We start from the raw sequence: 20,311 nt of genomic DNA, 5'->3' as shown, positions 1-20,311 counted from the left end.
ACTAAAACGGGCCGACCTATTTAGGTCGGCCCGAAATGTATCCCGTAAGAACGCGCGCGCTGCGTTCAGCGGGAACCGAGAATCCATTTAACAACATTCCTGACAAATTTTCCGCGCTCGGAATGGGCGCGCTGAAAGGCGCGTTGAACTGAAAGATCGGTTGCAATCTCAATCATGGTAGCCTCTTTATCAGATTAGTTTCATTTGACTTACCCAGATGATGGCCATTATTTCTAAGCATTACAAACGAGGAATTTGAATAGTTCAGATAAGGAAAACTAAATTGAATGAGTGACCGCCTGCCCCCTTTAACTGCGTTGCGTGCCTTTGATGCAGCCGCGAGGCATATGTCTTTTGCCAAAGCAGCAGAGGAGCTGCACGTAACCCCTGCAGCGTTGTCCTTTCAAATTAAGTCACTGGAAGAGCATCTGGGCCACCCTTTGTTTCGACGCATGAACCGTGCTGTTGAATTGACTGAAGCAGGTAAAACTTTGGCGCCGGGGGCAGCCGAAGGCTTTGTCACCTTGCAAACTGCTTGGCAGGCGACACGGCGTCTGCAAGACACTACCAGCCTGACAGTCACTGCTGGTCCGGCTTTGACCGCAAAGTGGCTCGCACCCCGTCTCTATGACTTTGCCCGCGCCTACCCGGAAATCGACCTGAAGTTTTCCGCCACTTTGCGCAACATGGACTTGCACAGGGACGACGTGGATATCGCGATCCGGTTTGGGTACGGGGACGACGAAGACCTATATTCTGTTCCGGTTCGGCAAGAGTGGCTGACACCTGTTATGACGCCCGAACTGGCTGAGAAGTTTGCGACAGCGCAATCCCTAAGGGACGCTCCGCTCATCCACGATGATTCTATTGGGTTTCTCGACCCACCGTGTGATTGGCCTGCATGGTTTCGTGCGGTTGGTATTGATTTCACACCAAGGCACGGGGCGCATTTTTCAAATGCGGACCATGCCATTGATGCGGCAGTTGCCGGCGTTGGAATTGCACTGGGTCGACGTGCAATGATCATTAAAGACCTTTCCGAAGGTCGCCTGGTTGCTCCGTTTAAAACGGCGATTGAAACGCAGGCTCGGTTTCGCTTCTTGTGTTTGCCAGGTGCGGAAACGCGGCCACAAATTTCCGCCTTTCGGGATTGGTTTCTATCAGAGATTGAAAAGACCGCGCATATCTCAGATGACTTCGAAATCATTCCGGTGGAAAAGGTTGCAATCAAATGACAAGAATGGGCGCGACGGCGGTTGGTTTTGTGGCCGTCCTGCTGTGGTCACTGTTGGCCTTGTTTACAGTCGGTTCGGCACCCACGCCCCCATTGTTGCTTAACGCGATCTGTTTTTCGATTGGCGGCAGCTTGGGTTTGATCTGGGTTTTCGCGACGGGTGCTCTGACGCAATTACTTCAGATCTCCTGGAAGACTTATCTTTTTGGCGCTGTTGGATTGTTCGGATATCACGCGCTGTATTTTTCCGCGCTTCGCATGGCGCCTGCGGCCGAGGCTGGACTGATCGCATATCTCTGGCCGTTGCTTATCGTTTTGTTCTCTGGCTTGCTCCCGGGTGAAAAACTGCGGTTGGGCCATTTGTTTGGCGCATGCCTTGGGTTTGCGGGGGCGGCAGTAATTATTGGGGGTGGAGGCGGCACAGGTTTTCAAGCGCAATACCTGCCTGGTTATGCGTTGGCTCTGTTGTGCGCGTTGACTTGGTCGGGATATTCGGTGTTGTCACGAAGATTGGGCGATGTTCCTACAAGCTCGGTCGCTGTTTTTTGCGTTGCAACTGCAATTGCTTCTTGGTGTTTGCACTTTGCATTGGAGGAAACAGTGGTTCCTGACAGCGCGATCGGTTGGGCGTCAGTACTGGCACTGGGGCTGGGGCCGGTGGGGCTGGCTTTTTACGTCTGGGACATCGGCGTCAAACGCGGTGACATACAAATTTTGGGCACGGCGTCCTACGCCGCTCCGCTTCTGTCTACATTGGCACTTGTAGCAGCCGGGATCGCAACACCCACTTGGGGGCTTGCGATCGCAGCTTTTCTTATTACCGGAGGCGCGGCAATCGCTGCGCGTGCCAGCTTGAGGTCTTAGTTGGAGAGACGCTCAATTTCTTCCTTCAGCTTTAGTTTTTGTTTCTTGAGCTGGGCGATATGGAGATCATCGATACCTGGCGAGCGTTGGGCTTCTTCGACTTGGAGACCGAGACTTTCGTGTTTCTTCTTCAGCTCCGTCAGATGTGCACTCACGCTCATGGCGATCCTCCTTCTTTGGTTGCTTATATCACGTAAGAAGTTGATCACATCGTTTCCACCCTGTCACGCTGCAGGCGCACAGAATCTGTCACAAATTTTGTGAATCACGCTGATCTTTGCCTAGATGCTCGAAAATCCGGCCAACGCTGCGCCTTGTCGCAGGATTGCGGAAATTTCCGGAGCATAGCTATCGCCATCCCTAAGGTGCTTGGTACCTGCGTGCAAAACTACAGGCGCCAAAAGGCGAAAGGCCGCGCGCCCACCCTTGCGGGCCCGAAAAATCACGAGTTCTGCAGGTCGATCAGTGCGTGGAGCGATCGGCAGAACCTCAATGGACCCGACCTGCCCGGAGCAAGCCAACAACAGATCCTGCAAGCGATCCGCCTTTTGTATAATGTGCAGGTAACCGCGCGGCACTAATCTTTTCACTGCCACACTGACCCAGTCGGACAAGGCTGTGCGCTCGCCAAGGGCAATACTGCGACCTTGATCTTTCGCCGGGCTGTGTTCACCGGATCGATAATACGGCGGGTTCGCCAACACGTGATCGAACTGCTGCTGACGAATATCCAAAGGCAGGGCATTCAAATCGGCCGCAGCCACGGTCAACGGAAGCTTGTTGTCCTCAGCATTCCTTTTCGCTAGTTCAGCATAAGCTTCCTGCAGTTCGACCCCGGTCGCGCGCAACTCAGGTACGCGAGCCATGAGGCACAATACCGCGGCTCCTGCGCCGCAGCCAAGTTCAAGGACGCTCTGGTTCACAGTCGCTGGTATAGATGCTGCAAGTAGAACCGGATCGATACCCGCGCGGTATCCCTTTCGTGGCTGCCACAAACGCAAACGCCCGCCCAGAAAATCGTTGCAGGTTAGATCGCTGTCGGAAAACCGGTTCATCGCCCCAAAGGAATCTCATTGTCCCGCATAACACGTTCAGCGCGGGACAAATCATCAGCGCGCACCATTAGTCGCCGTGGAAATATCCCAATTCCACCTTCCAGGATGCTCATATTTACGTCCATCTGAAAGCAGTCTATATCCTCGCCCTCAAGAAGAGCTGATGCAAAGGCTAAGATCGTAGGGTCAGTGCTGCGTAAAAGTTCTTTCATGGGGATGGATGTAAGGGCAAGGTAGGGCGAAAGTCGAGCCTTGTGTCGGGAGTGTGATGACAGTCAGCGCAATTTCAAAGCCTCACGAGCGGCTGGCCGAAATTCTTTTCGATAAAATGGATGCGGTTAATTCGCTTATTCGAACACGTATGACATCCGATCATGCGCCTCGGATACCCGAGGTAACGGCTCACCTTGTTGAGGCAGGCGGCAAGCGTTTACGCCCGATGTTGACGTTGGCGGCAGCTCGATTGTTCGGCTACACCGGCGATCATGACGTGCGTTTGGCCGCGACTGTGGAATTCATCCACACGGCCACGCTACTGCATGACGATGTTGTCGATGAAAGTTCCCAAAGGCGCGGTCGGCCCAGCGCTAACCTTCTTTGGGACAATAAATCCAGCGTTTTGGTAGGCGACTATCTGTTTTCCCGCAGCTTCCAGTTGATGGTAGAAACTGGTTCGCTCCGCGTTTTGGACATTCTCGCCAATGCCTCTGCCACCATCGCCGAGGGCGAGGTGCTGCAAATGACGGCCGCTACCGATCTTGCAACTGACGAAAGCGTGTATCTGCAAGTTGTTCGCGGAAAAACGGCGGCACTATTTTCTGCCGCGACTGAAGTGGGCGGAGTCATCGCAAATGCACCGGAACCACACGTACAGGCCCTGTTCGACTATGGTGATGCGTTGGGTATAGCGTTTCAGATTGCCGATGATCTTCTTGATTATCAGGGTGATAGCAAAGCTACTGGTAAAAATGTTGGCGATGATTTCAGGGAACGCAAGTTAACACTTCCCGTTATCAAGGCCGTCGCAAGATCAACGCCCGAAGAGCGTGCGTTTTGGGAACGGACAATTGCAAAAGGCCGTCAAGAAGATGCCGATCTGGATCACGCGCTTTGCCTGTTGAACAAACATGCAACGCTGGACGCAACCCGGGCAGATGCCGTTGCCTGGGCAACGAAAGCCAAGACTGCCCTAGCGCCCTTGCCGGATCACGAAATCAAGGCGTTGCTGCAGGATATAGCCGACTACGTTGTGTCGCGTATTAACTAAGGCGAGCGGCGCGACACCACCAACCGGGATGGGCCGCTCCAATTTCATGCGCCGCTAAAAGCGCTGCTTTCATGGATGGATACAGTGCGAAGCACGTCGACCCTGAACCCGACATCCGTGCCAAAAGTGATTGAGTTGTAGCGCGTAAAGCATCCAGCACAGTTGCGATTTGCGGTGCAATTGCCAGCGCCGGAGTTTCAAGATCATTGCGCTGCGTAGAAAGCCAAGCAGCACAGCTTTCGGGGGAAGAAAACTCCGGAAGGACGAAAGGCATCTCGGGATTATTCTTTGCCGTCAGAGAGTTGAACACTGGTCCGGTTTTCACGGCGACACCCGGGTTGACTAACACGGCTGGAAGGTCGGGCAGGACAATGGGCTCAGTGCGATCGCCGATTCCTTGCATTCTTGTTGCTCTGGCAAGCATGCAGACAGGAACATCCGCTCCCAGTGAAAGCGCAACATGTCGCGGTGAATCAGGGGCCAGCGTGCGCAAAGTCGCAGCAGCGTCAGAAGAGCCACCTCCGACGCCGCCTCCATGAGGCAGAGCCTTGTACAGATTTATATTCCCAGTCCAATTAGCAGCCTGAGCAGCCTGCCAAACCAGATTGCGCTCGTCCACGGGAACACCGGCGGCAAATTCTCCGGTTACATTCACAGAAAGCTTTGGGCCCGGCGAGAATTCAAGTGAGTCTCCAAGGTCCGCAAATGCCACGAGTGAATCCAACAGATGATAACCGTCGGCGCGTTGACCGGTGATATGCAAGGTCAGATTTATTTTGGCAGGCGCAAAGGCCTTAGCCATCATTTGCGACTTTCAATGGATCTGCACCTTCTTCTTCCAGCACAATATCAAGACCAACCTCGATTTTACGGCGAATACGATCTGGATCTGCTTCACCGTCGGTGTCTTCGGGGTCGATAAAAGACAAGGCTCGCTTCCACTGGAATTCGGCCTCTCTCGCTCGGCCAACGGCCCAGTAGACGTCGCCCAAATGATCGTTGACCACTGGATCCACAGGCATCAGTTCGACCGCTCGCTCCATGTGATCCACTGCCTCGTCGTAACGGCCCAGTCGGAACAGAACCCAACCAAGGCTATCCACGATGTAGCCGCTGTCTGGGCGCGCGATGACTGCGCGTTCTATCATTTCCAGCGCTTCATCCAACTTCTCTCGCCGCTCGACCAACGAATAACCAAGGTAATTGAGTACTTGGGGCTGATCAGGATTCAGCTCTAAAGCCTTACGGAAATCGGCTTCAGCATTTTCCCAGTTTTTGAGCCTCTCATGCGAGATTCCGCGCGCATAATACAAAAACCAGTTACTGCCAGCATCTTCCTCAGTCAGATTTATTGCTGTATCATAGGAAGTTACAGCTGCCGCGTAGTCTTCTTGTTGTCGCAACAAGTCGGCCAAAGCCACGTGTACGCCTGGCAGGTCTGGCTTCTGAACAGCCAGACTTTGCAGAACTTCAACGGCAGCATCCGTTTTGCCAGACTGGCGTAGAACTTCGGCTCGGCCCAGTTCTGCGGCGTGGTGGTCAAAACTGTCCGGCGGGACCATGCGATAGGCTTCCACAGCAAGATCGTATTGCCGCAGCTCTTCCAGCAATTCTGCGGTTAGTAAAATTGCGTCGATATGGTCTTTACGCAGGAAACTGGCAATCCGGGCGTACAACAGAACGTAGTCATCTGCTGCATCTGAATTCAACGCCGCGCCAACCGAAAAGAAAATTTCGGCCATACCGTCTTGCGGTGACCTTACATGTGTAAAGGGCAGAGTTTCTCCTGCCCTTAAACGCACAACGTAATTGTCAATAAACGGATCATTGCCCGAAGCGAACACATCGTCCAAAAACTCCAGAGCGTCTTGATTTCTGTCCAGTTGCGACAGGATTTCGGCCCGAGCAAGCGCCGCTCGGCGCGAGATGCGTGACACCGCACCATTATCGGTACCAAAGACCTCTTCGGCGCCTTCAAAGTCGCCAATCGAAGCCAACGCCAGGGCCTTGTGATAAAGCGCAAACTCTCTCAGGCCTTCCTGTGTAGCGACGGTATCGAACTGCTCTATCGCCTGAGACACGGAACCTTTCCCAATATGGGCCCATGCGATCATCAACCCGTCAACCAATGGTCCTACACCTTGGGTTTCCGGGTCTCGGGAAAGAAGCTCGTCCAATTGGTCCTGATTGATCAAGTTAGCATAGATCACCATGCGTCCGGCTTGGTTCGGAACAGGTAGTTGATCCATTATTTCTGCAACGGGCTTGGCGCCTTCGATATCACCCAATGCGATGCGCGCAAGCAGAACGCTTTCCAAAAGCTGTTCGTTTTCAGGATCAAAATTCAGCGCCTTAGAATAGTATCTCTCAGCGGCGACATAATCACTTTGATATATTGCCTGACGTCCGGCCAGATATGAACCAGAGCCCGTATCAGCAAATGCCGACGATGCAATGAAAGAGGTGAATGCCGCAGTTGCAACCGCGCGACGGACCAATGGAAGCACCGATATCCTGCCTTGTTGTCGTTGTTTGGCGGATAAGCTAGGGCCTGGCGACCCATGTGGCAATGGCAGAGCCCTCTAGACCCTGCCAATACACCTATTTTTGCTTACATATTGGGATAATTCGGCCCATCTCCGCCTTGTGGTGTGGTCCACGTAATATTTTGGCTGGGATCTTTGATATCACATGTCTTGCAGTGGACACAGTTCTGAAAGTTTATGACGAATCGCGGTCCGTTCTCATCTTCGACCATTTCATATACACCTGCAGGGCAGTACCGCTGTGCAGGTTCGTCGAACTTGGGCAAGTTGACCTTGACCGGGATTTCCGGGTCCGCCAGCTTCAGGTGACAAGGCTGACTTTCCTCGTGATTGGTCGCGGAAAAGGAAACATTGGTCAATCGATCAAAAGATAGCGTGCCATCTGGCTTGGGATAGTCGATGGCCGCGTGCTTGCTCGCATCCTCGGTTGACTCGGCGTCATTCTTTCCGTGTCCCAAAGTGCCAAACAGAGAAAAACCAAGCGTGTTGGTCCACATGTCCAGACCGCCCAGCGCAAGCGACGCCGTAAGGCCCCATTTCGACCACATCGGTTTGACATTGCGTACCTTTTTCAGGTCCTTGCCGATTGGGCCATTTCTTACTTCGGTTTCGTAATCAGTCAACTCGTCACCTGAACGATCAGCTTTTAGGGCATCATAGGCAGCCTCCGCAGCTGCTTTGCCCGAAAGCATCGCGTTATGATTACCTTTGATGCGCGGGACATTGACCATGCCCGCGGAACAGCCAAGTAAGGCGACGCCGGGTGCCACGAGTTTTGGCATGGATTGGTAACCCCCTTCGGTGATCGCACGCGCACCGTAAGCGACACGTTTGCCGCCTTTCAGCAGATCAGCGACCATAGGATGGTGCTTGAAACGCTGGAACTCCATGTAAGGGTACAGATGAGGGTTTTTATAATTCAGATGAACCACGAAACCGACGTAAACCTGATTATTCTCAAGATGATAGATGAACGATCCACCGCCTGCGTTTCCACCCAGTGGCCAACCCATCGTGTGCGTGACCGAGCCTTCTTTGTGCTTCGCCGGGTCTATCTCCCAAATCTCTTTCATTCCGACGCCGTACTTCTGCGGCTCTTTACCGGCCTGCAGATCGTATTTGGCAATAACTTCTTTGGAAAGCGAGCCGCGCACACCTTCTGATAGGAATACGTATTTGCCGTGCAGCTCCATACCAGGCTCGGTATTTGGACCGTATGAACCATCAGGTTCCAGCCCAAACACGCCAGCCACAACTCCCTTGACTTCGCCGTTGCCGCCATAAACCAATTCGGAACAGGCCATGCCGGGGAAAACTTCAACCCCTAGCTCTTCTGCTTGCTCAGCCATCCATCGGCAAACATTGCCCATTGAGACGATGTAATTCCCATGGTTATTCATCAGCGGAGGCATCGGGAAGTTGGGAATTCGCAACTGACCGGCTTCGCCCAGCATGTAAAAATTGTCTTCGGTCACCGGCGTCTTCAACGGGGCGCCTTTTTCCTTCCAGTCTGGTATGAGAGCGTCCAGACCGCATGGATCGAGCACTGCGCCAGACAGAATGTGCGCGCCGACTTCCGAGCCCTTTTCCAGAACCACCACGTTCAGGTCGGCGTCGAGCTGCTTAAGACGGATGGCCGCAGACAGGCCTGCGGGACCCGCACCTACAATCACAACGTCATATTCCATCGCTTCGCGTTCAATTTCGGCCATCGCGGGCTCCCTAGCTAACTTTCCGAACTGGCGCTCACATTGCATGGTCTGCGCAATTTTGTTTCTCGGCTGATTACATGGGAAGAAAGACCCGGGTCAATCGAAACACGGCGTAACAGTGCTGCAATGCGGCAGTTCAGCCCTCTGGCTTGTCGCCCATCAGGTATCGGGGACCGCTACCGGAAGTGTTTGCGCGGTCGTCAGGGTTGTAAAGGGCGCATTTTGGCAAACTCAGGCAACCGCAACCAATGCAACCGTCTAAGTTGTCTCGCAATCGTATCAACGTGTCGATTCGCTGATCCAGATATGCGCGTAAGTCTTTGCTGATTACTCTCCAGTCTTTTGGCGTCGGGGTGCGGTTTCCGGGCAAACCCGATAGCACGCTCCGAATCTCCGGTAACGTCAGGCCAAATTGCTGCGCAATCATAACAAAGCTTAGGCGCCTGATATCCGCGCGCTGGTAGCGCCGTTGCCCTCCTGCGTTTCGCCACGGGGTGATCAAACCCTGCTCTTCGTAATACCGGATGGCCGAAACCGCCAATCCTGTGCGCCGGGCCAAAGCGCCAATCGCCAGCCCCTCATGTACAGTCATCGAGGTTCATAAAATTCCTTGACCTAAAGTTAGGTTTAGAAATTAGATTGAGTCGTGCCAAGCATCAAGACAAAAGAGGAGATCGCAAAATGGCGACGCTTGAACACACAAATTTCACTGTCCGTGACCCACAGGCCACCGCCGCGTGGATGAAGGATGTATTTGACTGGAAAGTTCGCTGGGAAGGACCTGCCATTGCGGGCGGCTACACCGTCCATGTTGGAAGCCAACACACTTATCTGGCTCTTTACGCTCCGAATAATCCAAAAACAACAGGCGAAAGCAGCTATGACATCGTTGGTGGCCTTAATCACGTTGGCGTTCTGGTCGAGGACATTGATGCCATGGAAGCCAAAGTTCGAAAAGCCGGGTTTGAACCACGCAACCATGCAGATTACGAGCCGGGCAAACGATTCTACTTTGACGATGACGACGGAATCGAATTTGAAGTTATTCAATATGATTGAAATGCTTTGGTTGTGCACACCTTCTGACAAGTGGCGAAGCAGTAAGTATCATGATTATCGGCATAGACGCCACCCTAGCCAGCAAGAACGGCGTCAAGCCGCGAATTGAGCGCTTGGTTTCTGTGACCTCTTGCAATTCACGCCTCATTTAGGTCAGGTATCTGATAACCCATCCTATCGCCCCGACGCTTATCCCATGCGGCGGGGCGTCACAATTTATGTGTGGACAAAGAGAAAATGGAAAAGATTCCAATGACGCCTGCGGGCTTTTCAGCGCTTGAGGCCGAGCTAAAGAACCTGAAATCCGTCGAGCGCCCGGCGATCATCGAAGCCATTGCCTCTGCTAGGGAACTTGGCGACCTAAAAGAAAATGCCGAGTACCATTCAGCCCGAGAAAAACAAGGTTTCATCGAGGGCCGCATCAAAGAGCTGGAGGGTATCCTGTCATTGGCTGATGTGATTGATCCGACTAAATTGACAGGGGCGGTTAAATTCGGCGCGAAGGTATCCTTGGTGGATGAGGACACTGACGAAGAAAAAACCTGGCAGATTGTAGGAGAGTATGAGGCCAATATAGAAAGCGGTTTGCTAAACATTAAGTCGCCCCTAGCCCGCGCTTTAATCGGCAAAGACGAGGGCGACAGTGTCGAGGTAAGCACCCCGGGAGGAGTGCGTTCCTATGAAATTCTGAGTGTCGAATACGCCTGACCGGAGCCGTTGTAATGTCGGAACCCAGTCAAGAAAAAGACATTGAAGCGCCAACCTCGCTGGGCATATACGATCGCCCGAGTAGAGCTGTTGTGACCGAAGTGGAAATAATCGCTCTTATTTTGAGCGTGATCTGGTTGGTTGTGTCGGTGGTGTTCCTGGTATTGCCGGGAACTCCGCAGGGTGGCGGGTTCATAGTCACCTTTCTGGCCGTATTTCTGCCCGTGGCAATGATTTGGGTGGCGGCGACAGCGATGCGTGCCAGCCGGGTCATGCGTGAGGAAAGTGAACGGCTTCAAACCGCAATAGACGCGATCCGCCACGCCTATGTCACACAGCAACAACGGGCAGCCAGCACTTACGAACCGGCAGTTGGAAAGAAGCTGGACGAAATCGCGGAGACAGCCAAGAAAACTGAAACTGCAGTAGCTACTTTTTCCTCTGGCCGCCATGAACCGACCCGGGTCAATGCACCTAAAACCCAGCCGGATAATCAGACCATGCTGGAGTTGGGTACACCAGCGGAAGAAATCGCGCCGCCTCTGACAACCGAGGTCTTTATCCGAGCATTGAATTTTCCTGAAACCCAGGACGATGCCCAAGGTTTCGACGCCTTGCGGATGGCGCTGAAGGATCGCAAAGCCTCACTTTTAGTGCAGGCATCGCAGGATATTCTTACCCTACTCAGTCAAGAAGGGATTTACATGGATGACCTGCGCCCCGATATGGCGCGCCCAGAGGTTTGGCGGCAATTCGCACAAGGGGCCCGCGGTAGGTCGGTGGCGGCGCTTGGGGGAATCCGCGACCGTTCATCGTTGGCCCTGACTGCAGCGAGAATGAAGCAAGATCCCATTTTCCGGGATGCTGCACACCACTTTTTGCGAAGGTTCGACCGAATGATTTCAGACTTTGAGCCAGAGGCCAGCGATGCTGATCTAAGCGCTCTGGGCGAAACCCGGACAGCGCGCGCTTTCATGTTGCTTGGGCGTGTCGCTGGAACGTTCGACTAAGTTGCCCAAGTTACAGATTGAAACTGCTGTACGGAATAAACCTGACCGGATCACCGGGGGCGATATGGCGGGCACCATCTTCAATTTCAACCAGCCCCTCGGACCAGCTTAGGCCGCTGATACGACCGGACCCTTCGGAATGGAACGCTTCAACCCGTCCATCACGAACACGGGCGCGCAGATATTCACGGCGTCCCGGTTTCTTGCGTTTCTCAAAAGCTGCAGGCAAGTCAAACCCCAGCGGCATCTGCCAACCTGCACCCGCCATCAAACTTAGGGCTGGACGGGCAAATATTAGGGTGCAAACCAATGCAGCCACAGGGTTGCCAGGCAAACCAAAAACCGGAGCTCCATTCCACATACCCAGCGCAAGCGGCCGACCCGGCTTCAACGCGATCCGCCATTGCTGCATCGCACCTGCCTGACGTAACAATCCTGATACGTGATCTTCGTCACCTGCCGACGCACCGCCGCTGGTCAAAATCACGTCCGCCTGCTCTGCCGCTTTGTCCAAGCGCGCACGCAATACATCTGGATCATCACCAACCCTGCCCAGATCAACCGGTTCGAAACCCATTTGCTCTACCAGCGATAAAAGCATCGGCCGGTTCGCATCAAAAATCTGCCCCAGACCTGCGGGCTCACCCGGGCTGACCAGTTCATCCCCTGTCGACATTACCGCCACGCGTAACGGTGCGTAGACGTTAACTTCAGCTACCCCGACCGCTGCCAGCAACCCAATATCTGCCGATGTCAATCTCCGACCGGCAGGCAAGACCAGATCTCCCGCTTTGACGTCTTCGCCGGCTTGACGCGTGTTGGCCCTCAGCTTCAACGGCCCATGAAAAGCTATGTGCCCGTCCCGAACGTTTACGTCTTCTTCCAAAATGACGGTGTTTACACCAGCGGGCAACGCAGCGCCGGTCAGAACACGTATGGCTTGCCCTGCCGGTACTGTTCCATTGAACGGTACCCCCGCCGCCGCTCTCCCTTCCGCCAAAGGAAACACATGTGCACCTTCAGGGATCGCACCAGCAAACCCATAGCCGTCCACCGCTGAATTTGGTTGCGGTGGATTCGAACGGGCCGCGACTACATCTGTGGCCAAGATGTCACCAAAAGCCCGAACTGACCGCATTGAGATCGCTGCTTTGACGGGCCGCAATCTTTCGCGCAGCAAGGCAAGTGCTTCGTTCACTGGAGTCCAGTTCACACCCGCCGGAAGCGCAAAACAGTCATTGCGCAGCGGAGGTGGGGCAATATCCGGTGGTGCGGGTTGTTTAATCAATTCCAGCGTCCTTCAATTGCTGTGTTGGTCCGAAAGAGGAGCAAGTGCAACTTCGTTCAGGATAAAGTCTGCGATAGCCTGCGTATCATTCAGGTCAAAGACAGGCACATCAAGATGCAATGCTGTGTCGCTGGCCACAGCTCGGACAGTTTTGTTTTCCGGCGCTATCAACTGAGTTCCGGCTACAGCCCTGAACGCTTCGATCTTAGGATGGTTTTCCTGTTTGTACCCCTCGATCAAAACCAGATCGACTGGCGAGAGCCGAGCCAGAAGATCGTGCAGTTGCGGCTCGGGCTCACCGCGCAATTCCTGCATTAGCGCCACACGTTGTCCCGAGGCTAATAGCACCTCAGATGCACCAGCCACCCGATGGCGATAACTGTCGCGGCCCGGTTGGTCTACGTCAAAGGAGTGATGAGCGTGTTTTATTGTCGAAACCGTGAAACCGCGGACAGTAATCTCTGAGACCAGTCGTTCCATCAACCCAGTTTTGCCAGCATTCTTCCAGCCGGTGACACCGTAAACCTTCATGTCTGTTCCAGCATTTTTTCTGCCTGAATAAGGTCTTCGGGCGTGTTTACGTTAAAGAATGGGTCGACTTGACCAACCGGGAAAAGCGCCTCGCGACCTTCATGCTTGTCAGTCCACAAAACAACTTTGCGTAGGCCATTGTTCAGAGCTTTCCGCAAATCGTCGCGGAGAGCAACCGGCCAGAGTCCGAAAGTCGGGTGTCGATCCAGCCTCTTACCGCCTCCGGATTTTAACAACTCATCACCGAGTCGAGGAGTAGTCGCCAAGACCAATGGATGGCCCTGCCCTTCGGATTCCCGAATCAAGCGGTCGGCCAGATCAAGTGGGAAAAAAGGGGTATCGGCAGCCACGCTTACTATACAGTCCGCGCCTTGTTCTGCCGCCCAATCAAGCCCAGCCAATACCCCAGCTAACGGCCCTGCAAAACCGTCGATCGAATCCTGCAGAACGGGTAAATTCAAATCGGCAAAACGACCCGGATCACCATTTGCATTCAGAGCCATACCTTTCACCTGAGGGCCTAAGCGGGCAACCACACGGCTCAGCAGTGTTTGCCCACCAATTTTCAGCAAGCCCTTGTCACCTCCGCCCATTCGGGTGGCAAGGCCACCAGCAAGGATGACGCCGAGAGGGTATCTCGTTCCTTTACTCAATCGCTTCTACCTAAATGTTCCGTCATCCGCTGATTTGTAGATCGAACTCAATTCAATTGGAACGCGTTTGGATAAAGATGGTGCAGAACAAACAGCCACATGATCAACGTACCAACTGACAAGAACGAAGTCGCGGACACGATATGGGCCGCAAGCTTAGGTTCCTGATCATAGTGCTTGGCAAGAAGGAAGATGTTTTTTGCTGTAGGAACCGCAGCAGAGACAGTTGCAGCAATGGTCCAGAGCGGATCAAGCCCGATCAAATGAGCAGCTAACAAAACAAAACCCGGGGCAACGATCAGTTTTACGACCGTCAAAAAGAGAATCAGAGGCCCCGTTTGGACGATCGTTCTTACGCTGGTCGTGAATCCAATCGCAAAAAGAGCGACAGCCGCCAAAGCCTGACTGAGCAATTCGAGGTAATCCGAAACAGCGTCAGAAAACCCAATACCTGTGAAAGAGTAAGCTACGCCCAACAAAGTCGCAGCTATTATCGGGTTCTTCAAAACATTCAGCAGAATCTTGTGTATTGGGGTTTTGGTACTTGCCTTATGCCCAGCTGTGGTTTCAAGAACCGCAGTCATGATCAACAGCAAAATAGCGACAACAAGGTTGGCGAGTACAGCAGGTAATGCGCCTTTGGATCCAAAGATCGCGTGAAGAACGGGCAACGCAACCAGCGCAGTGTTAGAAGCAACCCCTGCAAAGGCCGCAACAGTGGCCGAAGCGACTTGAAAGTTCAGCGCAACTTTTAGGCAGAAAAACAGCAGCACGAACACAACCAGCAATGTGCCACCGTAGGAAATATAGAAACCATAATTCAGGAGGTTTGCGAATTCCTCTTGCCCAATCAGGTAGAACATGATTGCGGGTATAAGAACGTAAACCGCGAATTGAACCAACGCGTCAGATGTCTCTTCACTCAGAAGCTTTGTCCAGGAAAACGCATAGCCTGTCACGATTACGGCAAATACCGGCGCAATAAGGTTGATTAATTCCATGGCTCTCTCAGGTAACGGGCATCAAATTCCCTGCATCCTCTTATGCCATGTTAAGGCACATCCTTCGGAATTCGCAGTATTTTCTCTGATCCAGTTGAATGCGCAGGCAATTCAGGCTTGAGAGCTTTTTCTTTTGTGCTTTTTTTCTTCGACCGGAACGGTTGCCGGATCTGCATCCCGAACAAGCCGATCATCACCAGAAAGGCACACAAATCTTTGACCACGCATGCGCCCGATCAAAGTCAGCCCTACCTCGCGTGCGATCTCAACACCCCAGGCGGTAAATCCGGACCGTGATGCCAAGACCGGGATGCCCATCATAGCCGTCTTAATCACCATTTCCGAGGTCAGCCGCCCCGTTGTATAAAGGATCTTGTCTGATGCCTCTTCGCCTTCGGACAACATCCAACCCGCGATCTTATCAACTGCATTGTGGCGTCCGACATCCTCCATGTAGACCAACGGCCGGTTTTGACGACACAGGACGGTCCCGTGAATCGCCCCGGCCTCAAGATACAGAGACGGTGTTCTGTTGATTTTGGAGGCCAAATCGTACAGCCAAGAAGTGCGGACTTGAACTTGTGGAAGGCGCACGCCCTCCAATCCCTCCATCATGTCACCAAAGACGGTGCCGACAGCGCAGCCGCTTGTGCGCGTTTTTTTCCTCAACTTCTCCTCATAAGAAGTTTGTCGCGCGGTGCGAACAACTACAGTTTCCAGATCATCGTCGAATTCGACACCAGTGATTTCATCATCATGTAACAACATTCCTTGGTTGCGCAGGAAACCCAGCGCAAGGTATTCGGGATAGTCGCCAATGGTCATCGCGGTAACGATTTCCTGAGAATTCAGGAATATCGTCAATGGGCGCTCTTCAACCACCGATATCTGGCTTGCTTCACCATTCTGGTCTACGCCATCGACCGCGCGGGTCAGGCGTGGGGCACCGGGGTCTGGCGCGATAACATATTCCGACAAATCCAGTTCCGTGACCAATTGCAACCCTTTCCTAAGATCGCTAGTACCTCGACCAACACCATAGGATTTAGCCATGGCAAGCACCACATCCAACTCATTTTATTGGAGGGGTTTTCGAGACGGGGCGCCTTTCGTCTTTGTTGCTTTTCCCTTCGGCACCTTGTTTGGCGTATTCGCGACCGAGGCAGGGTTGAACATTGTTCAGACAATGGCCCTTACCTCGACGGTGTTTGCAGGTGCTGCACAATTCACCGCGCTGCAACTGCTGCAGGATCAGACACCGACAGCGATTATTCTGGTATCAGCCCTAGCTGTTAACTTACGGATGGCAATGTACTCAGCTTCACTAACGCCCTATCTGGGTGCAGCTCCTTTGTGGCAACGAGCCGCAGCTGCGTATCTTTTGGTTGATCAGTCCTATGCCTGTTCCATTGTCCAGTTCGAGAAAGAACCAGCAATGACGATCGCACAGCGCATTGCTTATTTCTTTGGTTCTGCCACACCGGTCACGCCCGTTTGGATTGTCGCTACTTATTTGGGTGCTGTACTGGGAACGCGAATTCCTGAAAGCTGGGCGTTGGATTTTGCGCTGCCCATCGCTTTTCTGGCCATGATCGGTCCGATGATGCGAACCCTACCCCACGTAGTTGCAGCGTTGGTGGCAATAATCGCATCCTTGTTGTCGGCGGGGGTACCTTACAATCTTGGCCTGCTGATTGCTGGCTGCGCAGGAATGATAGCCGGCGCACAGGCTGAATTAATTGCAACACGCAAAAGTGCGAAAGCATGACCCAAGTCGACCCGGTTACAATCTGGACAATTATCGTCGGGCTGGCCATTGGCAGCTATGCCTTAAGGTTCACGTTCATAGGTCTTGTCGGGGACCGTTCAATGCCACCTTGGTTGCTGCGTCATTTGCGTTATACGGCAGTGGCAATCATACCAGCGCTGATCGCACCGGCTGTTGCCTGGCCAACAGCAACCGCTGGTCAACCGGACGCCGCGCGCATGACCGCTGCTGCTGTTACGCTGACTGTCGGATTGTACACAAAGAACGTGATTTCAGCGATGTTCACAGGGGCAGCAACGCTTTACGGATTGCTCTACCTACTGGGTTGAAACCGCTTCCAATTGGTTAAGGCGCGCATTGTTGAAGGCCAGACCTGTTTGAAGATCGGAATCATCGTTTTCCCGATACTCAGCCGTTTGCACGCCTGGCAAATCAGCAAATTGTTCGGACAGGTTAACCGGATAGAATGTTGTGTTTATCTGTCCAAAACCCGGTACCTGCTGCAATAGCTGAGACGTCGAGTTCGTACAAAATGCTCCGGCTACGGGTCCCATCTGTTTGGCCAGTTGCAACGCAACCTCTGCCTGCTGCGGTGTCACTTCGATGGTTTGGATGCGGGCATAGTGGGATTCGCGTGCATGAGAACTGCGATACGCGCGTTCCACATTAGGAGTTATCCCATAAAGCACGTCGTTCCTTATCGGAACGACATCCGCCCTGAAAGAGCCTGCAGGGTCAAAGATTACCCGCTCGCTGCCGCTGATCATTAAAGACGTATGCGCTCCGGAACCTGTCCGGGTATTGATCATCGTATACAGTGTAAGTGTCGATGGCCCCGGATCGCGATAGGATCGGGCGGCTATCTCAGACTGATCGGCCTGTGGCCGCTGCGATCCAGCGCAGCCCGAAACAGTCGCTGCCAAAAGGCACGCAATCAACAACCTGAACACTGCCGCCCCCAACGTCAAATTAAGACGCAAAGACCGCCAGGAACAGGCATAGGAAGGCGATGACCACCACGCACCAGACGGTGAACTTTATAAAACCTTCAAAGGTTTTGGTTTGAACGGTGATGTCCATTTCGCCGTGCTTATATTCAGCCATGATTCCAAGATTCCCAATTCGTATGTTTAAAATGTTGGATAATGGAAATTCTCCTGCCTGTCACGACGTCAATCGCGCGCAGGTCAGCGAGATTTGAAAACCGAACACCCCGGATATCCAAAACCCCAGCGCCAAGGCAATCCGCTGCAGGGGCCTCCGCCAAATCTCACTGCCATAAACATCGCTTCAGCGGTTATGGAATGGGCAGATCGAATCTGGTCCTCAGACATTTCATACCGCGACGCATACTCTTCTGCATGGCTTTCACCGTGGGATTTTACGCAGGATCTGAGCGCATCATCCGCCTGTAAACGGGCGTCGAAACTTTCCTCTGCGTTTTGCGAACCGCCAGCATTGTGGTACGCGCGGTCGTGAGTAACACAGCAGTTTTCCCATGGCGGATGCTCTTCGTACAGGACACCGAATTTTGGAAACGTATCTGCGAGCAAACGCCAACTGGAGGACAACCCGCCTGAGCAGCCATCAGTTTCAAATTCGTTTGGCTGTGTGTTTGCCCGGGCCTCCATCAGCGCGCGATGTGCGGGCATCTCGACATTTCGGATCAAGTCCTGCGCCGCACTCGCCGTCGCAAGACAGATCAATGCCACGCTCCACCTAAGGACTGTCATCTCGCATCTCGTCAGTATCGATCGACAGGCCAAACGTTGTTGCTAACCATAGCAACAATCGCTCGCCCGGACCCATCTCAGCACGCAAGCGCAAAACCTCGCGTGCCATAGCAGGTCGGTCGGTGATCAACCCGTCTACGCCCATGGAAGCCATCGATGACATCTGCAATGGGTCATTCACCGTCCAAACATAGATGTCCTTGCCAGACTCATGGACCTTCCGGATCAAACCCGGCGACACCGTTGCCGCATTCACGGCAACAAAATCGCCATCCAACCCACTCAAGTCCCCCACAGCGGTTGCGGCCAGAACTCCAGCTCTCCAATCGGGGCGCAGCGCCTTCATTTTCTGGACTGCAGGGTACTTTAGAGACATTGTCGCTATATCTTCCTGCATTCCAAGCTCTTCAACAACATTCACCACGCGGTTTTCCAGATCGACATCGTGGCCATAATATTTAAGTTCGATGATGACCTTGGCCTTGCCCTTTGCTGCCGTGAGAACATCAATCAGGGTCGGAGTACGTTCCGACGCGTATTCCGGATCAAACCAGCTGCCGATGTCGATTTCTGATACATCTTCCATGGTGGCATCCCAGACTTTAAGGTCAACGCCTGCCAATTTCATAAAATCGCTATCATGAGCGACAATCACAACGCCGTCGGCAGTTTCCTGAACGTCGATCTCGACCCAATCCGCCCCATCTTCGATGGCCTTAACGACGGCAGCCATCGTGTTTTCAGGGCGCAAGGCAGCGGCGCCGCGGTGGCCAATGACTTCGGCGTGATCCGGTGCCTGAATACGTTCTAACAGGGCCTGACCGGACCAAAGACCAATCAAGACTGCCGCGACAGCGATGGTAACGGTTACCAGAACTGGCCGGCGCATGCTACTGGATGCAGGGTACAACGGCGTTTCGAATTTCGGCTCGAAAAAATCATCCAATACAACCGCCAAAGCGCCCAGCGCTGTGGCTGCTAAAACGAGTCCAGCCAAAGACCAAAGGCCGGCAACGATCGAACTGAGGGTGAGTGCAAACCTGAGGTTGACCCCCTCTTGCAATGGGACGAGCGCAAACAAAAGGCCAGCAACAAAGGCAATCGCCGCGGCGATAACAAGTCGAATTGCCAGCCAGATGGCAAGTTCGATCTTCAAGCGAACCCGCTTGCCTTCCATCCGTCGCGCACTTTGCGAAAATGCGGCAGCGGAACCCGAATTCTCGAACAGCACCAAGTGCAGGCCCAGCGCCCAGGCCGATAACCTGCGGATCAAAACCCATGCCAGCGTAAGAACGATAAGCCCAATCAAAATCACAGCCACCCAGAATGCAGGAGGGTGGAATGTTAGATAGTAGTTGATATCATATTCGGTCAGCGTCCACCACGCGACCAACCCTGCTGCTGCAACGAAGGGCACGGCCAAAAAAAGGACACGTAAAATCAGGCGCACAGCGAATCCGAACAAAGCAGGAAAGCGTGAAAGGATGAGGGTGACCGCAGAACGTCCTGCACGCCATGGGTCTTCCTCGCCCATACGCAGGGAACCGGCCATCACCGCAAAAACGAATACCTCGGCCAGCAGAAACAAGCTGAGCACGACAACGGCCGCAATAAATCCAGCTGGTGATAACAGGAACATTGCAATGTCTTGATCGGTCAACGCAGCTTGATCCGACAGCGAGACCGCCAAATTGACGGCCATGGCAATACCTGGCGCTATCAAAGCTACCAACAAAAGTCTTACGGCTACATAAACTGGGACAAAGACAAGTCTCCGCGCCCAGGAACCAGCGTAGGCATTTGTTACAGCGGAGAAATTGGTCAAGCTGCGCCCTCCTGAATGATCCATTCATTCAAGGCTGCGTGAGCTGGAATTGCAAGT

The 20,311-nt window shown here is 53.4% G+C and carries 24 protein-coding genes; 8 read left to right on the top strand and 16 right to left on the bottom strand.

The features are described 5' to 3' along the window. Positions 1–287: 287 nt before the first annotated feature. A complete protein-coding gene (locus GOV45_RS04795) occupies positions 288–1,235 on the top strand; it encodes a transcriptional regulator GcvA (protein WP_170474891.1) in 948 nt (315 codons plus the stop codon). Further along, the gene (gene yddG / locus GOV45_RS04790) at positions 1,232–2,098 is read left to right on the top strand and encodes an aromatic amino acid exporter YddG (protein ID WP_170474888.1); all 867 of its coding nucleotides are present in this window, start codon (positions 1,232–1,234) and stop codon (positions 2,096–2,098) included. The genes GOV45_RS04795 and yddG overlap by 4 nt, the downstream gene beginning before the upstream one ends. Here yddG and GOV45_RS04785 read toward each other — a convergent pair. From GOV45_RS04785 to GOV45_RS04775, 3 genes are all read right to left on the bottom strand, one after another. Beyond that, positions 2,095–2,259 (bottom strand): YdcH family protein, encoded by a 165-nt coding sequence (locus tag GOV45_RS04785; RefSeq protein ID WP_082029696.1) that lies wholly within the window; start codon positions 2,257–2,259, stop codon positions 2,095–2,097. The two genes, yddG and GOV45_RS04785, sit on opposite strands and share 4 nt — an antisense overlap. Positions 2,260–2,379: 120 nt before the next feature. Continuing rightward, on the bottom strand, positions 2,380–3,153 hold the full coding sequence (locus GOV45_RS04780) for a tRNA1(Val) (adenine(37)-N6)-methyltransferase (protein ID WP_170474885.1): 774 nt from the start codon (positions 3,151–3,153) through the stop codon (positions 2,380–2,382). After that, positions 3,150–3,365: a putative signal transducing protein gene (locus GOV45_RS04775; RefSeq protein ID WP_170474882.1), complete on the bottom strand. Its 216-nt coding sequence runs from the start codon at positions 3,363–3,365 to the stop codon at positions 3,150–3,152. Before GOV45_RS04775 ends, GOV45_RS04780 begins: the two co-directional genes overlap by 4 nt. Positions 3,366–3,421: 56 nt before the next feature. Here GOV45_RS04775 and GOV45_RS04770 point away from each other — a divergent pair, with 56 nt between their 5' ends. Next, positions 3,422–4,420, top strand: a complete 999-nt coding sequence (locus GOV45_RS04770; RefSeq protein ID WP_170474879.1) for a polyprenyl synthetase family protein — start codon at positions 3,422–3,424, stop codon at positions 4,418–4,420. Here GOV45_RS04770 and GOV45_RS04765 read toward each other — a convergent pair. From GOV45_RS04765 to soxR, 4 genes are all read right to left on the bottom strand, one after another. After that, on the bottom strand, positions 4,413–5,225 hold the full coding sequence (locus tag GOV45_RS04765) for a 4-(cytidine 5'-diphospho)-2-C-methyl-D-erythritol kinase (protein ID WP_170474876.1): 813 nt from the start codon (positions 5,223–5,225) through the stop codon (positions 4,413–4,415). The genes GOV45_RS04770 and GOV45_RS04765 overlap by 8 nt on opposite strands. Then, positions 5,215–6,918, bottom strand: a complete 1,704-nt coding sequence (locus GOV45_RS04760; protein ID WP_174823597.1) for a tetratricopeptide repeat protein — start codon at positions 6,916–6,918, stop codon at positions 5,215–5,217. The genes GOV45_RS04765 and GOV45_RS04760 overlap by 11 nt, the downstream gene beginning before the upstream one ends. Positions 6,919–7,031: 113 nt before the next feature. Beyond that, complete coding sequence (locus tag GOV45_RS04755; protein WP_170474873.1) at positions 7,032–8,678, bottom strand: electron transfer flavoprotein-ubiquinone oxidoreductase; 1,647 nt, start codon at positions 8,676–8,678, stop codon at positions 7,032–7,034. A gap of 136 nt (positions 8,679–8,814) precedes the next feature. Continuing rightward, positions 8,815–9,270 carry a redox-sensitive transcriptional activator SoxR gene (gene soxR, locus GOV45_RS04750; protein ID WP_170474869.1) on the bottom strand — a complete coding sequence of 152 codons (456 nt, stop codon included), beginning with the start codon at positions 9,268–9,270 and terminating at the stop codon, positions 8,815–8,817. Between the two features lie 89 nt (positions 9,271–9,359). On the opposite strand from soxR, the gene GOV45_RS04745 reads away from it, so the two are divergent. The 3 genes from GOV45_RS04745 (at position 9,360) to GOV45_RS04735 (ending at position 11,455) form a co-directional block, all read left to right on the top strand. Next, positions 9,360–9,737 carry a VOC family protein gene (locus GOV45_RS04745; RefSeq protein ID WP_170474866.1) on the top strand — a complete coding sequence of 126 codons (378 nt, stop codon included), beginning with the start codon at positions 9,360–9,362 and terminating at the stop codon, positions 9,735–9,737. A 237-nt stretch (positions 9,738–9,974) separates the two neighbouring features. Continuing rightward, on the top strand, positions 9,975–10,445 hold the full coding sequence (greA, locus tag GOV45_RS04740; RefSeq protein WP_170474863.1) for a transcription elongation factor GreA: 471 nt from the start codon (positions 9,975–9,977) through the stop codon (positions 10,443–10,445). A 14-nt stretch (positions 10,446–10,459) separates the two neighbouring features. Further along, on the top strand, positions 10,460–11,455 hold the full coding sequence (locus GOV45_RS04735; protein WP_170474860.1) for a hypothetical protein: 996 nt from the start codon (positions 10,460–10,462) through the stop codon (positions 11,453–11,455). A 10-nt stretch (positions 11,456–11,465) separates the two neighbouring features. On the opposite strand, the gene GOV45_RS04730 is transcribed toward GOV45_RS04735, so the two are convergent. From GOV45_RS04730 to fdhD, 5 genes are all read right to left on the bottom strand, one after another. After that, complete coding sequence (locus GOV45_RS04730; RefSeq protein ID WP_174823573.1) at positions 11,466–12,743, bottom strand: molybdopterin-binding protein; 1,278 nt, start codon at positions 12,741–12,743, stop codon at positions 11,466–11,468. A 12-nt stretch (positions 12,744–12,755) separates the two neighbouring features. Beyond that, positions 12,756–13,274: a molybdopterin-guanine dinucleotide biosynthesis protein B gene (mobB, locus tag GOV45_RS04725; RefSeq protein ID WP_170474858.1), complete on the bottom strand. Its 519-nt coding sequence runs from the start codon at positions 13,272–13,274 to the stop codon at positions 12,756–12,758. Next, positions 13,271–13,927, bottom strand: coding sequence for a molybdenum cofactor guanylyltransferase MobA (mobA, locus tag GOV45_RS04720; RefSeq protein WP_302478437.1), 657 nt, complete (start codon positions 13,925–13,927; stop codon positions 13,271–13,273). The genes mobB and mobA overlap by 4 nt, the downstream gene beginning before the upstream one ends. A gap of 47 nt (positions 13,928–13,974) precedes the next feature. Continuing rightward, a complete protein-coding gene (locus GOV45_RS04715; protein WP_170474855.1) occupies positions 13,975–14,928 on the bottom strand; it encodes an AEC family transporter in 954 nt (317 codons plus the stop codon). 111 nt (positions 14,929–15,039) lie between these two features. Continuing rightward, positions 15,040–15,981: a formate dehydrogenase accessory sulfurtransferase FdhD gene (gene fdhD, locus GOV45_RS04710; RefSeq protein ID WP_170474852.1), complete on the bottom strand. Its 942-nt coding sequence runs from the start codon at positions 15,979–15,981 to the stop codon at positions 15,040–15,042. On the opposite strand from fdhD, the gene GOV45_RS04705 reads away from it, so the two are divergent. Together GOV45_RS04705 and GOV45_RS04700 are read left to right on the top strand one after the other, a co-directional pair. Next, a complete protein-coding gene (locus GOV45_RS04705; RefSeq protein ID WP_170474849.1) occupies positions 15,980–16,696 on the top strand; it encodes an AzlC family ABC transporter permease in 717 nt (238 codons plus the stop codon). The genes fdhD and GOV45_RS04705 overlap by 2 nt on opposite strands. Then, on the top strand, positions 16,693–17,025 hold the full coding sequence (locus tag GOV45_RS04700; protein WP_170474846.1) for an AzlD domain-containing protein: 333 nt from the start codon (positions 16,693–16,695) through the stop codon (positions 17,023–17,025). The genes GOV45_RS04705 and GOV45_RS04700 overlap by 4 nt, the downstream gene beginning before the upstream one ends. Here GOV45_RS04700 and GOV45_RS04695 read toward each other — a convergent pair. The 4 genes from GOV45_RS04695 to GOV45_RS04680 all read right to left on the bottom strand — a co-directional run bounded on the left by GOV45_RS04695 (position 17,014) and on the right by GOV45_RS04680 (position 20,254). After that, positions 17,014–17,646: a hypothetical protein gene (locus tag GOV45_RS04695; RefSeq protein WP_170474843.1), complete on the bottom strand. Its 633-nt coding sequence runs from the start codon at positions 17,644–17,646 to the stop codon at positions 17,014–17,016. The two genes, GOV45_RS04700 and GOV45_RS04695, sit on opposite strands and share 12 nt — an antisense overlap. A gap of 19 nt (positions 17,647–17,665) precedes the next feature. Then, entirely contained in the window at positions 17,666–17,800 is a 135-nt protein-coding gene (locus GOV45_RS04690; protein WP_170474840.1) for an aa3-type cytochrome c oxidase subunit IV, read from the bottom strand. An 83-nt stretch (positions 17,801–17,883) separates the two neighbouring features. Beyond that, positions 17,884–18,429, bottom strand: a complete 546-nt coding sequence (locus GOV45_RS04685; protein WP_170474836.1) for a hypothetical protein — start codon at positions 18,427–18,429, stop codon at positions 17,884–17,886. Then, complete coding sequence (locus GOV45_RS04680; RefSeq protein WP_170474833.1) at positions 18,416–20,254, bottom strand: glycerophosphodiester phosphodiesterase; 1,839 nt, start codon at positions 20,252–20,254, stop codon at positions 18,416–18,418. The genes GOV45_RS04685 and GOV45_RS04680 overlap by 14 nt, the downstream gene beginning before the upstream one ends. Positions 20,255–20,311 lie beyond the last annotated feature (57 nt).

Source organism: Ruegeria arenilitoris, from assembly GCF_013035425.1.
Lineage (GTDB): Bacteria > Pseudomonadota > Alphaproteobacteria > Rhodobacterales > Rhodobacteraceae > Ruegeria > Ruegeria arenilitoris_A.
The sequence above is the reverse complement of the archived record's forward strand: the minus strand, read 5'-3'. Positions and strand labels throughout refer to the sequence as shown.